The organism is Gottfriedia acidiceleris (assembly GCF_036421055.1).
In the GTDB taxonomy this organism is placed as follows: domain Bacteria; phylum Bacillota; class Bacilli; order Bacillales; family Bacillaceae_G; genus Gottfriedia; species Gottfriedia acidiceleris_C.
On sequence record NZ_JAZGQS010000007.1, the window covers coordinates 59,794 to 74,952 of the forward strand.

General features: G+C 34.1%; 13 protein-coding genes and 1 riboswitch. All 13 genes read right to left on the bottom strand.

Annotation, left to right across the window (positions count from 1 at the left end; genetic code table 11):
* Nucleotides 1-48 precede the first annotated feature (48 nt).
* Nucleotides 49-684: a thiamine phosphate synthase gene (thiE, locus tag RAH41_RS12265; RefSeq protein ID WP_331222762.1), complete on the bottom strand. Its 636-nt coding sequence runs from the start codon at nucleotides 682-684 to the stop codon at nucleotides 49-51.
* Nucleotides 675-1,487 (bottom strand): hydroxyethylthiazole kinase, encoded by an 813-nt coding sequence (thiM, locus tag RAH41_RS12270; protein WP_331222763.1) that lies wholly within the window; start codon nucleotides 1,485-1,487, stop codon nucleotides 675-677. Before thiM ends, thiE begins: the two co-directional genes overlap by 10 nt.
* Nucleotides 1,471-2,709: a putative hydroxymethylpyrimidine transporter CytX gene (gene cytX, locus RAH41_RS12275; protein ID WP_331222764.1), complete on the bottom strand. Its 1,239-nt coding sequence runs from the start codon at nucleotides 2,707-2,709 to the stop codon at nucleotides 1,471-1,473. The genes thiM and cytX overlap by 17 nt, the downstream gene beginning before the upstream one ends.
* Nucleotides 2,702-3,508 carry a bifunctional hydroxymethylpyrimidine kinase/phosphomethylpyrimidine kinase gene (thiD, locus tag RAH41_RS12280; protein ID WP_331222765.1) on the bottom strand — a complete coding sequence of 269 codons (807 nt, stop codon included), beginning with the start codon at nucleotides 3,506-3,508 and terminating at the stop codon, nucleotides 2,702-2,704. The genes cytX and thiD overlap by 8 nt, the downstream gene beginning before the upstream one ends.
* A gap of 135 nt (nucleotides 3,509-3,643) precedes the next feature.
* Nucleotides 3,644-3,754, bottom strand: a riboswitch (TPP riboswitch).
* A gap of 67 nt (nucleotides 3,755-3,821) precedes the next feature.
* Nucleotides 3,822-3,977, bottom strand: coding sequence for a FeoB-associated Cys-rich membrane protein (locus RAH41_RS12285; protein WP_331222766.1), 156 nt, complete (start codon nucleotides 3,975-3,977; stop codon nucleotides 3,822-3,824).
* Nucleotides 3,978-3,995: 18 nt separating this feature from the next.
* Entirely contained in the window at nucleotides 3,996-5,996 is a 2,001-nt protein-coding gene (feoB, locus tag RAH41_RS12290; RefSeq protein WP_331222767.1) for a ferrous iron transport protein B, read from the bottom strand.
* Nucleotides 5,990-6,220 carry a FeoA family protein gene (locus RAH41_RS12295; RefSeq protein WP_088012408.1) on the bottom strand — a complete coding sequence of 77 codons (231 nt, stop codon included), beginning with the start codon at nucleotides 6,218-6,220 and terminating at the stop codon, nucleotides 5,990-5,992. Before RAH41_RS12295 ends, feoB begins: the two co-directional genes overlap by 7 nt.
* 226 nt (nucleotides 6,221-6,446) lie before the next feature.
* Nucleotides 6,447-6,821 carry a hypothetical protein gene (locus RAH41_RS12300; RefSeq protein WP_331222768.1) on the bottom strand — a complete coding sequence of 125 codons (375 nt, stop codon included), beginning with the start codon at nucleotides 6,819-6,821 and terminating at the stop codon, nucleotides 6,447-6,449.
* The gene (locus tag RAH41_RS12305; protein ID WP_331222769.1) at nucleotides 6,811-8,307 is read right to left on the bottom strand and encodes an FTR1 family protein; all 1,497 of its coding nucleotides are present in this window, start codon (nucleotides 8,305-8,307) and stop codon (nucleotides 6,811-6,813) included. Before RAH41_RS12305 ends, RAH41_RS12300 begins: the two co-directional genes overlap by 11 nt.
* Nucleotides 8,308-8,446: 139 nt before the next feature.
* On the bottom strand, nucleotides 8,447-9,691 hold the full coding sequence (locus tag RAH41_RS12310; protein ID WP_331222770.1) for a type III PLP-dependent enzyme: 1,245 nt from the start codon (nucleotides 9,689-9,691) through the stop codon (nucleotides 8,447-8,449).
* Nucleotides 9,692-9,718: 27 nt separating this feature from the next.
* Nucleotides 9,719-10,948: an MFS transporter gene (locus tag RAH41_RS12315; RefSeq protein ID WP_331222771.1), complete on the bottom strand. Its 1,230-nt coding sequence runs from the start codon at nucleotides 10,946-10,948 to the stop codon at nucleotides 9,719-9,721.
* Between the two features lie 17 nt (nucleotides 10,949-10,965).
* Entirely contained in the window at nucleotides 10,966-13,059 is a 2,094-nt protein-coding gene (locus RAH41_RS12320; RefSeq protein WP_331222772.1) for an IucA/IucC family protein, read from the bottom strand.
* On the bottom strand, nucleotides 13,052-15,052 hold the full coding sequence (locus RAH41_RS12325; protein WP_331222773.1) for an IucA/IucC family protein: 2,001 nt from the start codon (nucleotides 15,050-15,052) through the stop codon (nucleotides 13,052-13,054). The genes RAH41_RS12320 and RAH41_RS12325 overlap by 8 nt, the downstream gene beginning before the upstream one ends.
* Nucleotides 15,053-15,159 lie beyond the last annotated feature (107 nt).

Genomic DNA, 15,159 nt, shown 5'->3' on the forward strand with positions numbered 1-15,159 from the left:
GGTGCCTACCCATCAAATACCGATGTAATAGACACCCACACTAATTTATTATTGTTTAATCAACCTACTCAAATGCTCAGCAGCCGATTTAATATCTTCTTTCCCTAATATCGCAGAAACAATTGCAACGCCATCAATATTTGTTTCCATTAATTCTGAAACATTTTTTTCATTAATGCCGCCGATTCCTACGATTGGAATGTTTAATGCCTCACGTATTCTTCGTAACTCATCTCGTGATAAATATTTTGCATCTAGTTTTGTACTCGTTGGATATACCGAGCCAATTCCAACATAATCCGCACCGTGTTCCTGTGCAATCATTGCTTCTTCTAATGTTGATGCAGAAACGCCAATGATCATGTCTTCCCCAACAATCTTTCTAGCTACACTTAAAGGTAAGTCTTCTTGTCCGATGTGTAAGCCATCCGCCTTAATTGCTAATGCGATATCTAAACGGTCATTAATAATCAATGGTACATTATATTTTGAAGTTACTTGTTTTACTTTCATAGCAATTTCGTAAAAATCTAGACTACTACAAATCTTTTCTCTTATTTGTACGATTGTTGTTCCACCTTTAATTGCTTCCTCAACAGATTGAACTAAATCCCTTGATCCTAGTATATCTCGATCCGTTACTAAATAAAGCTTATAATCTATTTTACTTTTTGTTATAACCATTCGATTTTTCCTCCTGTTAGAAGTGTATCAACAGAGGCTTTAGATACCTCATCAAATAAGTTTACTTTAAATGTACCGATTCCTTGTCCTTCAGTTAGGCGAGCCTTAGCAAGCTCACCACATAGACCCATTGTAGTAATACCGGAAACAGCAGCAAGGAAATAATCAGTCGTTGCTCCAGCATAAGTTCCAATTAATGATGTGCTCATACATCCAGTTCCAGTTACATCAGCTAGCATTTTATCTCCATTTGAAATGATACAAACTCGATCTTGTTCTGCAATAATATCTACCACACCTGTGATTGCAACTACTGATCCTAATTTTGCTGAAAGAGATTTCGCAATTTCAACACCGTCTTTTCCATCGGCTACAGAATCAACACCTTTAATGTGAACATTTAAACCAGCAATGATTTTAATTTCTGACATATTTCCACGAACTACCGCAAAACGTACTTCCTTCAATAATTTAGCAGTCGTTTCTGTACGTAGAGTGGTTGCTCCTACACCAACAGGATCTAATATTACTGGTACGCCTAATTGATTAGCTTTTTTACCAGCTTTAATCATTGATTGAATTGTTCTTTCATTTAATGTTCCAATATTAATAACAAGAGCTGAAGCAAAAGATACCATTTCTTCTACTTCTGCTAAGTCATCTGCCATAACAGGTGATCCACCTAGAGCTAACACCATGTTTGCACAGTCATTTACAGTTACATAATTTGTAATGTGATGAATTAAAGGCTTTTTCTCTTTTACACTTTCAAGAATTTGACTCATTTCATTCATAGTTAACATTTTTTTCTCCCCCGATTTGCTTTCGAACAAGCTTATTAATAACAAATTGAACAAAAATATAAATGAAACAAATTAAAATCATACTTGGAACAGTTGCTCCAAGGAAGAAATCTAATTGTACAAACTTACGATAAATAAAAACTCCTAAAATCCATATAATAAACGCGATCCCCTCAATCTTCAACGTTTTCCTTATACTGGTCCTTTTTAGAATAAAATAGTCCGTTAATAAAATTGCATATAACGGTGCAAAAAAAGAACCAATAGTATATAAAAATCCTTCATACTTTTCTATAGGGAAAATAACGGCCAATAATGTTCCACTGGCTGTAACGATAAGGGCTATATGTTTTCCATTTAGCTTTGGAAAAATGGTTGTAAGTGAAATTCCGGCAGAGTAAGCATCCATAAAAGTTGTTGTAACAGTTGCTAACACGACGATACCAACTGCAAATAATCCTAGATTTGCACTCATTAAAACAGCAACCGGGTCTACTTGATTAAATGCTAATGCTGCGCCTAGTCCAATAATATACATCCAAGAGCTACCAAACATATAACCTATAAAACTACCAATTGCTCCATCCTTTGTTGTCTTCGCGAAACGAGTATAATCACTAATTAATGGAATCCAAGATAGTGGCATAATCACTGATAACTCAACAGCTTGACCAAAAGATAATCCAGAAGTGCTTGGTTGAGTTAGGATATTATCACTTTTAAAAATGACAAAACAAAGCACTATTGTTAAAGCAAATAATAAACAAACAGCTAAACTATTTAGTTTTTTTGAAGCATTTTGTCCAAAGTACAACCAGATTGCTATTAGCACTCCAATTACTAAACACCAAACCCATAGGTGGTCAAATCGATAATCTTTTATTGTAACTAAATTAATTGAGCGAGCTCCTGTTAAAATCATAATTGCTGTCCAGCCTAGTAGCTGTAGAACATTTAAAATTGAAAACAAATAGCTACCATAGCTACCAAATGAAATTTTGGTAGATTCCATAGCTGACAATCTTTGCTGAGAACCAATGACTCCACCTAAAATAAGCAATAGTGTTCCAAGTAAATGCCCTACTAAAATGGCTGTCAAACCTTTCGTAAAACCTAGTGGTGCTACTAGGGCACCAGTCATAATTTCTGCTACTGAAACTGCCGCACCAAACCAAAGTGTTGTAAAGTTCCACTTTGTCATTTTTCCATTTTGATTAGACATGTTGCGCTCCTGCCTTTTCATATAATGAGTAAAAGTGATGAACAGGACCCACCCCTTTTCCAATTGAAAAGGAATGTTTAATTGCTAATGTTATGTAGTTTTTCGCCTCTCTAATAGCTTCAATTAATTCAAGTTCATTTGCTAAATTAGATGTAATAGCTGAAGATAGCGTACAACCTGTACCGTGGGTATTAATCGTATTAATTCTCACGCTATTAAAGCTTGTAAACTCCTCACCATTAAAACAAATATCGGTAGCTTCACCTTCTAGATGCCCTCCCTTTACAAGGACATTCTTAGCACCTAATGAGTGGATTTGAATTGCAGCTTCTTTCATCTCTTCAATAGTTGTAATTTTTCTTCCAGTAATCACTTCAGCTTCAGGAAGATTTGGTGTAATTACAGTTGCTAATGGAATCAATTCTTGAATTAAAGCTTCCTTTGCATCCAGACTTAATAAGTCAAATCCGCTTTTTGAAACCATAACTGGATCCACTACGATTTGCTTTAGTTTATATTGCTTTAGTTTCTCTGCAATGACTTTAATCGTCTCAGTTTGAGATACCATTCCAATTTTTACAGCATCGACATCAATATCAGTAAAAATTGCATCTAACTGACTAGCAATCATCTCTGGTGTCATATCTTGTACTGCAAATACTCCTTGCGTATTTTGAGCAGTTACTGCTGTGATAACACTCATTCCAAAAACTCGATGAGCTGAAAACGTCTTTAAATCCGCTTGAATACCTGCGCCACCACTTGAATCAGAACCTGCTATCGTTAATACTTTCTTCAATTCTCTTCCCCCTATTTCATGAATAGAACACTTTGATCTTACAGATAGAAGATGAAACTTGATTTTAAATACAAAAAAGCACAAATCCCATAAGGACTTGTGCTCGAACAAATCAATGTTAAGAATACAAAATATGTATTCTACCGTTCACTTTCCTACGCTGGCATTATCCAGATCAGGTTAAAGGGTCAAAGACTTACGTGTCTTAATCTCAGCCGAACATTTACGGCACCCCTAGTACTATTCAATTATTAAAGTTAATTACTTTATCATCTTAATTAATCCTTCTACTTTATTCAAGTATTTAGACAGATTACTTTAAAGAATAATTTGTATCACAATTTGAACTACAAGTTTTTGCGATCGAGCAAGAACCACATTTACCTTTTTTCGTTTTATTTACATATCGTAAAAGTGTCCACCCTGCGTATCCAAAAATAAGAGCTCCTATTATAATATTGACAATCATAAGTAGATACCCCTTTCTTTAGTAGCCTAATAGACTTCCAACTTGATAGATAATTAGCGCTAGTATATACGCAATAACTAGTGCATATCCAACTGAGAAATACGTCCATTTAGCTGAACCTGTTTCTTTACGAATTGTCGCAACAGTTGCAAGACATGGTACATACAATAAGACAAATACCATAAAGCTAAATGCAGAAAGTGCAGAAAACTGTGTCGACAGTATTCCTTGTAAAGAGTTTGCATTTGGCACGTGATAGATAATATTCATGGCAGATACGACAACCTCTTTAGCCAAAAATCCTGTTAGTAAAGAAGCACCTGCTTGCCATGTCCCGAAACCTAACGGTGCAAGTATTGGTGTAAGTATTCCCCCAATCATTGCTAAAAAACTATCATCCATCGAAACACCTAAACCACTTGGTCCCATATAAGATAATAACCATATAACTACTGAACCACCAAAAATAAACGTACCTGCTTTTCGAATAAATCCTTTACCTTTATCCCATGTGCTTCTAAACAAAGCTTTACCTTGTGGCATTCGGTACGGTGGGAGTTCTACGACAAATAATGAAAACTCACCTTTTAATATAGTAGATGAAAAGACTTTAGCTAATATTAATGCAACTACTATTCCAAGTATATACAGTGAAAAAACAACGATTGCTTGATTTTTCGCAAAAAAAGCGCCTACAAATAGTGCATATACAGGTAAACGTGCCGAACAAGACATTAATGGTGTTAACAAAATCGTGAGTAGTCTCTCTCTAGGCTGTTCAATCGTTCTAGCAGCCATGACTCCAGGTACATTACAACCAAATCCAATAATCATTGGAATAAATGCCTTTCCGGTTAAACCAACCATTTCCATCGAACGATCCATTACTAAAGCCGCTCGAGACATATAACCAAAATCTTCAAGGAATGATATTAATAAAAACAAAATAAAAATTTGTGGAACAAAGACTAAAACTCCACCAACACCGGCAACAATACCATCAAGAACAACTGCTTTTATAAAACTAGATGCATGTATTGCATTTAAGCCGTTTGTTAGCCAGTCTGTTACAGGTCCTGATAAAAACCCATCTAATGCGTCTGATAAGGGTAACCCCAACCAATCAAAAGTAAGCTTAAACATTAGAAACATTGTCACTAGGAAAATAGGAATACCCAAAATTGGGTGTGTCACAAATCGATCAATGCGATCAGTTAATGTAACTGTTTCATTAGATTCTTTCTCGACGGAACTACCAATTAAATTTGAAATGACTTCTTTTCTTACAGAATAAATCCATTTTGAAGGTGAGACGCCTTGTTCACTGTTTAACTGTTCTTCTGTTGTTTTAATTACTTGATCAATTTTACTAAAATCGTAGGATGAAGCTATAAATTCTATTACCTCTTTATTACCCTCTAAGATTTGTATTGCTGTCCATCTTTTAGGAATAGATAATGTTAAGGGTAATAGAGTCATAATATTTTTAATACCGTTTTCAATAATTAATCCATAATCAATTTCAAACTCAACTTCAGATTGAGGAATTGTCTCTAATAATTCATTTACCTCGTTTGTTCCCTTACCCGATCTAGCATCAATTGGAATAACTGGTACTTGTAATATCTTTGAGATACTAGAAGGATCAACTGAAATTCCTCTCCTTTTAGCAACATCAACCATGTTTAGACCAATAATCATTGATTTATTAAACTCTAGAAGTTGAAGAGTGAGCATTAAATTTCTCTCTAATTGAGCAGCGTCAACAATATTAATCATTCCATCAAATGTTTCATTTACAAAAAAATGTGAAACAACGGCCTCATCTTTTGAAAGAGGGCTTAGAGAATAGATACCTGGTAAATCAATTAGATTTCCAAGTTTATTTTTTATAGTCCCTACCTTTTTTTCAACGGTAACCCCACTCCAATTTCCTACGTACTGGTATGTACCTGTTAAATTATTAAATAGAGAAGTTTTCCCTGTATTTGGATTTCCAATTAGTGCTATATTCAACATATTTTTTCTACCTTTATCCCCGATGCATCTAGAAATCGAATACCAAGCGATTGTCCGCAATTTTCAATCATACAAGGTCCCTTAAATGGCATTGTACATTGTAGACAGACCATAGACCCTTCACTAATCCCTAGATCTAAAAGACGTCTCTTTACTGCCTCAGCTAGTGATGATAAATCTGTTATTTTTGCTTTTTCGCCTTTTTTTAATTCTGAAAGTAACATAAGTGACTCCCCCGGATCAAAACTTATTATCTATAAACAATCAATAATGATAATCTTTATCAATATCTTTATCTTAAGTTAATAAATGATAATTGTCTACCTGCTTTTATGAAAAGGTTCAGTTCAGAAAAAATTCCCAAAACGAAGTGAAAAAAGCCATGAAAAAACCCACAAAGATAAATTCTTTGTAGGCTTTTATAAAAAACGATGATTTATTTATTTTTTATTATTTTAAATCTTTAACTTCTTTTAATACACTTTCTAATTGGTCACCAGCTTGGTTAAGTGTATCTGCATTCAATGGAGATACTTTTACTCCTGCTTCAATAATATGAAGTGGCGTTTCAACTTTTTCATAAAGTGCTTTGTCTTTATCTTTTACTGAGTCTTCGAATTTTTCCCATGATTTTTCAAGGGCCTCTCCGCTATCTTTTGCCTTTGCTTCATCATTATTGGAAATTTGTGTTTTTAATTCTGAAATTGTTTTAATCATATCATCAGAACCAGTTTTAATTGCATTGTCTGTATTCGTTCCACATGCAGATAAAGTTAAAGATAGTCCTAAAGCCATTGCTGCAACTAGTTTTTTATTAGATAACATTTTTCGTTCCCCCTGAATTATTACTACTTTTTTTAGTGTTTTTATTTGAGAATCTATTATATATTACAGCAATACAAGCTATTAATAACAAGATCACTTGAGGTATAAAGCTCTCCCAAGTTGAATAGATCGCAAAGAAATCAATTGTTGGAATTGGAGCTTGTGTAGCTGGAAGTAATCCTGAAAGTTGTAAACCATGAATGCCCATACCAGCAAATTTAAAGCATAAATAGAACATTAAAATACTTGAAACAAGGAAAAACGGTCTCATTGGAATTTTAAGGCCAACCTTTAAGATTAAGAAGCTTAGTATTGCTAAAATTGCGAATCCTAATCCAATTCCTATTAATAATGACGATAATTTTATCGATGACGCCATTCCAATAAAGAATAATACAGTTTCAGTTCCTTCACGAAAAACCGCTAAAAAAGCTAGGATTGATAAAGATAATAGACTACCTGTATTTAATGCTTTATCACTCTTAGTTTTTATATAATGTTGCCATTGCTTTGTATTGGATTTGCTATGTAACCAATAACTCATATATAAAAGCATGACGGCAGCAAATACTCCAGTCCAGCCTGCGATTAAGAAGTTGTTGCTCCCAAAAGCACCTGCTGAGAATAAAATATTTACAATAACACCTAGAATGATACTGACAGCTAATCCCGTGCCAACACCAAACCAGATCCACTTACTTTTCTTTTCTTGTCCAGACTTTTTAATAAATCCTAGTAACGCAACAACTACTAGTAATGCTTCTAAACCTTCTCTAAGTAAAATTGTTATAGCATCTAACATTGTATAACTAGTTTTAGACGCTAATGGTAAAAGATAATCACGCATATCTGTAATCGTTTTTGTAGCTGCTCTCACATCTGGCGTTTTAGCAGTAAGCATTGCATAGGACGTAACCATATCACGTTCAGCATCAGTGTAAACTGTTTGAGATTGTGTTAAAACAACACCTTCAATATTGATCCAAGACTTTCTAAATTGATTAATCTCCGAAGTTGCTCCTGAAACATTGTTATCTTTTAAGTCTGATAATGCTTTGTTTAATATTTCGATTAAATCTTCTACACTACCTGTACTTTTTGAATCTAATTTCGAACTAGCGAACTGATGTGAAATAAACTTTTCATTAACCTCTTCTAATTCTTTAAGTGCAGTAACGAGTGCATTTTGATTCACTATTTTTTGTGCTAGGTTATACTGAACCATTCCCATAGCTTCCTCGATTTTGCCATACGCATCAATCGATTTATTTTTTATTCCATCCTCTTTATCAAGCCACTCGTCGTTGAATTTTTTATATTCCTGCTCAGCAGATTTAAAATCTCCTTTTTGTGCAGATTGGATTGCACTTTCTACAAAAGAATTTGCATGTGTTAAATCCTCTTCAGGGCTTGCAGCAAAGGTTTTAAACGGTAAAACTAATAATAGTAAAGCTGTTAAAGATATTTTAATAAGAGCCTGCTTCATCGTTGATTTTCCCCTTAAATATAAATGATAATCATTATCACCTCTTGATAATAAGGGTATTTTGCGTGATAGTCAATTATATTTTTATTAATTATTTCTAATTTGTAGATCAATATGCGATTAAAACTGAGAAAATTTTTTAAGTTTTCGCATTAAAAGACATTCCTTCATTTACAAAGTCATACTGTTTAATTAAAGAATCACGGTCTAAATAAATTCGTTCTGGATGTGGATGACTTAGAAAATTATGATGTGAGATTGCCCAGCCATACGCTCCCGCATAGCTAAATAACAAGATGTCTCCTACCCGTAATTTAGAAATGATGACTTCTCTAGCTAATACATCATTTGGTGTACAAAGTTCTCCGGCTACTGTAATTTTTTCATCGATAACTTCAGGTCTTTCAAAAGGATATGGCCACTTTTCTACTGGGATGACGGTAAATGGATGGCTTTGCTTCCAAGCTGCAGGAAGTCTTAAGTGATGACTTCCACCTCGTAGAATACAAAAATACTCACCGTGATTTTTTTTTATATCTAGAACTTCCGCTGCGTAATAGCCACACGAAGAAGTAATATATCGACCGCACTCAAATAAAGTATTCCAACTTTTGTCATGATGTTTTTCGAGTAATTTTTCCAATTGTTCCGTAAAATCTTCCCAATCAAATTGCTTATCTAACTGTAAATAATTAATACCAATTCCTCCACCAACATTTACATATTTAATGTCTAAATTCCACTTACTACTCCACTCTTCTGTCAATTCATAGCAATGATTTACAAAAGAAACATGTGTTTTTGAATCTGTATTATTCGACATGGCATGGAAATGGAAACCTTGTAATTCTATGTTAGGTAATCCTTCTATTAAGGAAATCGCCTTATCTATTTCTATCTCATCAATACCAAATTGTGTTGGCACTCCAGCCATTTTTAATTTAGCTGACGGTACAGAATGACGTAAATTAACTCGTAATAATATTGAAACGGAGACATTTTTTTTCTTTGCTATATAATTAACGAGTTTTATTTCATGTAAGCTTTCAACATGAAGCAAGGTTACTCCATACTCTATTGCCATTTCAATTTCTGAACGTGTTTTTCCAGGGCCACCAAATAGAATTGGTATATTAAGATTAATATTTCTTACCTTTTCAATTTCTCCTAACGAGGCTACTTCAAAACCATTCACAATTGGTGCCAATGCTTTAAGAATCATTTCATCTGAATTTGCTTTTATTGCATAAAATAATCGACAGCTTGAAGGAAGAGTTGTCATTAATGAATTGACATGATTTCGTAATTTTGTTAGGTCATATAGATAAGCACAAAATGGATGATCTTGCTCCTGACTTTGTGTTTGCACAATATTCGCGATCATTTTCATACACTCCTAATCATAATAAAGTTATACTTTTAAGATTTCTCTTCTTTTCAACACAATCATTAAAGTGGTTAAGATGCAGCCAAGTCCCATTACACTTCCCGCCCAGAGAATTCCCAAACTTGATGCTATTGCTCCAATTAATAGTGCACCTAGTGGAATAAATCCTCGATCCATTAAAGCTATACTCATAATTCTTCCCCTGAGATGATCTGGAACTTGCTTTTGTAGTGTAATTCGACTCAGTGTTCTATATGTTTGACTCGTTAAACCAACTAGGAACATTGCCAAACCTGCAACTAGATAATTATTTGTGCAAATAAATAAAAGCAGTGATAGGCCGAATCCAATAATTGAATAAATTAACCATTTACCCGTCTCATGAATCTCTTTTACAAAGGATAACCAGCTTGTCCCAATTATTGCGCCAATGGAAGAAATCGACAATAAAACACCAAATCCTTCAGGACCGAGGTGCAATAACTCTTTAGCAAACAGTGGCGTCATTGTCGTATATGGAAAACCAAATACCATTGGAACAATTGCTAATATAAGCAATGACTGGACTGATGGCTTCTTCCTTACGAAATCGACAGCTTCTTTTATAGTTATTTTTGCATCTTTATCTTTATCTTTATCTTTAATCGATTGGTAATCAGCCCGAATAATAGCTAAAGAGATTAAGACGGCAAATATACCCCAAGCATTTAGATAAAATAAATTTGCTATATTTGTAATACCTAACAAGATACCAGCAATTGCAGGTCCAATAATTCGCGATAGATTTATAATCATTGTATTAACTACTAGTGCGCTCGCCATTGAACTTTCCGGTACAAGGTTTGGTATTAGCGCATTTCGAATTGGTGGATCCATGGCTGCAAGCATTGACCGCAGCGTCACAATTAGTGAAAATAGCCAAAATGCTGGGCCCATTGCAACAAGAAATCCTATCAAAAATGTTAACAGTATCATTCCTACTTGAAGCCATATTAACAATTTTCGACGATCAAACCTGTCAGCCATCATTCCCGCTGGAACACTTAATAAAAATGTTGGAACTAATCTACAAGCGTTCATAATGCCTAAATGAATTGGTGAATTTGTAAATTGTAAGACAGCCCAATTTAATGCAACTAAATCCATCCAATCTCCAACTCTTGAAATTAAGCTTCCCATCATAAAAGTATTGAAGGATTTTGTTTGAAAAGCAAAACGCGAATTCTTTTTATTCTGTACTTCGATTTGTGTCATTTTAAATTCGTTCCCTTTTACTTAAATTCATGAAGAGGATTTGGTACTTTAGCGTAAGAATATCCTTTGTTTGTAGGATCTAGTCGCATTTTGGTAAGTGCCTTGTGCTCAACCTTCATTTGATAGAGAGCTTCGCGGTCACATGCTACATTTTCTGTCAAGGTCGGGTTTGCTTTTAATTTGTCAAAAACTCGATTACAGATTTGATGAATTTCTTGCCAAAGGTCTCTCTCATTTAGACCGAACTCCTTACAAACTTGTAAAATTAACTCGCCTAAATGGTTTTGAAATACAGTATAAAACAATTTATTGTGCACTTCTTTCAAATCATTTGTCGCTGTTATCGAACCTGGGTAAAGCTCAACATTTAGATTGTTTTTCTTAAGCCTATCTTTATAAATTCGTAGACCACCCCAATCACGGAAAAGCATCCGGACAGGTTGACCATTCTTAAATACCATCACACTATTTTGCAAATGTCCCTCTAAACCGATTCCATATTTTACTAATAAAGTCAAAAATCCAGGTAACGCAATATTTGCATATTCCGAAACAAATTGATAAGCAGCCTGTCTAATTGAGGATTCATCTTTTGTTTTAGCAAACAGTTCAATTAATTCCGAGACAATCGTCTTTTCAGAAATTGGTGATTCTGAAAATAGTGTACTTCCGACAATTGCAACTTCATCATTGAAAGTAAATGACTCAATATTTTCGCGTAATACTGCAGATAAATTACTATTTTTTTGCTTATCATGTTCTTTTTTGAAATTGTAACCAGCAACCTCATAAACTGGTACAAACTGCTTTCTTAACACCGGTTCTTTTTCCATAATGGACTTTATTAATCTAGTAAAAATTGTAGAATTATTTGTAGTATTTGCAGAAATTGTACGAACAGTTGAGGTCATTTGACTATTAATCGCAACTTTAATTGCATAGTTTATGGACTCCTTACTCCCTAGTGGTACAACAGTTCGGAAAGAAGATGTTGATCCGCAAGGAACGTGAAAAGATCGGATTGGAACAATAGTCTGATCATTCAATTCTTGCTTATAAACTACAGGAATAGCGTTTTCTAGTTGCCATGGATGAACTGGAACGATTACATAGTCTTCTATACGATGGCCTTGTACCTGAAATTGTTGCTCAACTACTTTTCTTAACTCAGGATAAACCTTAAATAGTAGTTTATTTGCATCCTCTTCAAATTCATCTTTCACACACCATTCCACACACTCTTTTAAAATGCCGACAAATTGAATTGTAGCCACTCCATTAAACTCCGGTGCATATTGAAAAACGTCCTTAGCTTTCATATCGATTTTCGTCTTTGTACCTGGATGAAGATTATGCCCTTCAACCGAAAGCTGTTCAAAAAATAAGCTACTGTCAAATGCTGAATCTAATTTTTTCTGTAACAGTACCCAGTCTAAAACATTCGTAATCTTAAATTCTGAAGCTCTCTTTTGAAGCTCTTTTTTCTTTTGATCCCAATATGCATAGGATAATGCAAGATTGGCACTTCCATTAATCAGTTCCTTAGCAAACTGCTCCCAAGCAAACTTTTCACCTTCGTATTGGAACTCTTTTTTGTGACGAACAATTTCTAACAGTTCAACCGAGTGATTTATTGGTCTTACTTCCTTCTCCGTAACAAATAATATTTCACCGTCGATCTCAATTCGATTAAACGCATAAGTACGACTTACAGGAATAACCAAACATCCATGCACATTAAGAGAATATAGTTTATATGTTTTGCCTGATTGTAGGTTATAAGATTGAACCTGTTGAATAACCATTCTCCAAAAGCTTGTGATAGCTGGTACATTTAATGCATAGATGGAATCAATAACATATAAATCATGTGAGTTTGTAGAAAAATTAAGTAAGTTCTCTCTTAACATTGAACCAACGAGTCGGTTTAAAATACCACGTCTTCCTTTTTCCAGGTTTACCATATAATTTGGAATTAAATTTGGTGTATTGCCTACTAAAAAAGTAAGATTGTCTGATTCATCTGTCAAAAGTTCTCCGTTACGTAGCTTTTCAAATGATTCATATAAAAAATCTTTTTCTACTATTACTTGGGTTAAACTTTTACTCATTCTCCGAATACTCCTTTCCAGTACTCATTGGATTTGGAACTTTCATAAATGAATAAGAAGTACTATCTCCTTGTAATCGCATCGTTGCCAAAGCTTTTAGGTTAATCAATGGTTGAAAAAATGCTTTTTCATCCGTAGCTGCTTGTACTTTAATCGTGGGGTCCTTTTTTAATTCCTTGAATATCTCTCTACTAATGTTAACAATTTCTTCCCACAACTCTTCTTCATCGAACTCTAATGTACGAACTATACAAGTGATTAACTCAGCAAAATGATTCTGCATAACAGAATACGATATGATATTATGTAACTGGCTTTCCTCATCAGTAACTATTGCTGAACCAGGATAAAATTCTGCTTCAAATCCTTGTTTCCACATTCTTGATGGAAGTATTCGAATTCCACCAAAATCTCTCACTAAAATGCGTACTAGCTCACCTTCTCTAAAGACCGTAACACTATTTTGCATATGACCTTCCAGACTAATTCCATAACGTACCATCATTGTTAAAAAGCCAGGTAACGACGTTCTTGCATATTTTCGAATAAATAGTTTTGCAGCCTCGTTCATATCATCTAAATGATTTGCAATAGCTAATTTTTCAATTAACTCGATCACAATTGGCTTTTTACTTATTGGAGATTTTGAAATTAATGATGCTGCAGCCATTGGAATTTCATCCTCGTGTAGAACATAGTTTTCGGGATTTTCTCTTAAAATAGATGCTAAATTTGCTTGAAGTTTCCATTGCTCTTCCTCAGAAATATTTATACTTTCGGGCTTAAAATGAATTCCCGCTCGTTCTTCTAGCACAATAAATCTCCCATCTAATCCATATTCCTTTTTTTGGATAGCTTTAAATATTTTTGAAAGTATCGGACCATTTACGACAGAATTAGGTGATACAGTACGAATAGCACTTGTCGTTTGCACGTTAATTGCCGTTTTTATATGATGTTTTTTCTCCCCTAATTTTTGAGTAGGAGCTAAAGATCGAAATGAAACTAATGATTGAGTTGGAATAACAAAATCACTGATTGGAATTATTTTTCCTTGCATAATCTCTTTTGCATAAAATGTATTTAATGTATTTTCAAATTGCCATGGATGAACTGGTATCAGTTCAAAATCACTAAGCTGTAAGCCTCTATTATGTAATACCTCTTCACTCACAGACTGTAAATTTTCATACTCTTTAAATAACCAATTTGTAACAGTAGTTTCATCGATGGATGTCGTTCGACAAAAGTCTTTTAATACTGCAATAATGACTACTTCTGGTTTGCCACCCCATTCAGGTGAGTATTGAATTACCTCTTCGACACTTAGGCCAAACTTTGTTTTTGCTCCAGGATGTAAAGGATGCCCTTCAACTACACATTGCTCAAAAAATGCAAGTGGACTAAATTCCTTGTCCTGCTTCTTTTGATGTAGAGCCCATTCTATTGAAGAATCTATCGAAAATTGTTTTGCCTTTTCCGCTAATTCTTGATAATTGATTGTAGCCCCCGTTAGAGCCAACGTTAGATTAGCTACACCATTTTGAATTTCGTGTTTAAATCGTTCATACTGCTCTGTAGTTGCTTCCCCCAACATACCTTCATTCTTTAATAACTCAAGCAGTTCAACAGGATGCATTAGATCGTTATTTAATGAATTATCAATAACACATACATCACCAGTTAGATCGAATCTTCCAAGTGAGTGTAATTTGCTAACAGAAACTTGCAGAAGTCTTCCACTAGGTAGATTTACGTTAATTTTTGACACTTCACTATTTATCCAAGAAATTCTTTCATCTGGTATTAACTTTTCTCTTATAAACGCTTGGAAAAGACGTTGAAAAATTCCTCTTCTTCCTGCTTTCACATTAGAAAGATAGCCTACCAATAATTCAGGTTTTTCGCTTTGAAGATAGGTCAAAGTTTTTAACTCTTCTTGATCTAACTGATCATAATTTGTTAGATCTTCTTTGTTCTGAATATTAATCATATCTACACATCCTCTAATAATTTCATTTAACTTCAAATAAATGATAATGAAAATTATTATCACTACGAAACACATTATCATATTAAATGATAATGATTATCAGTGTC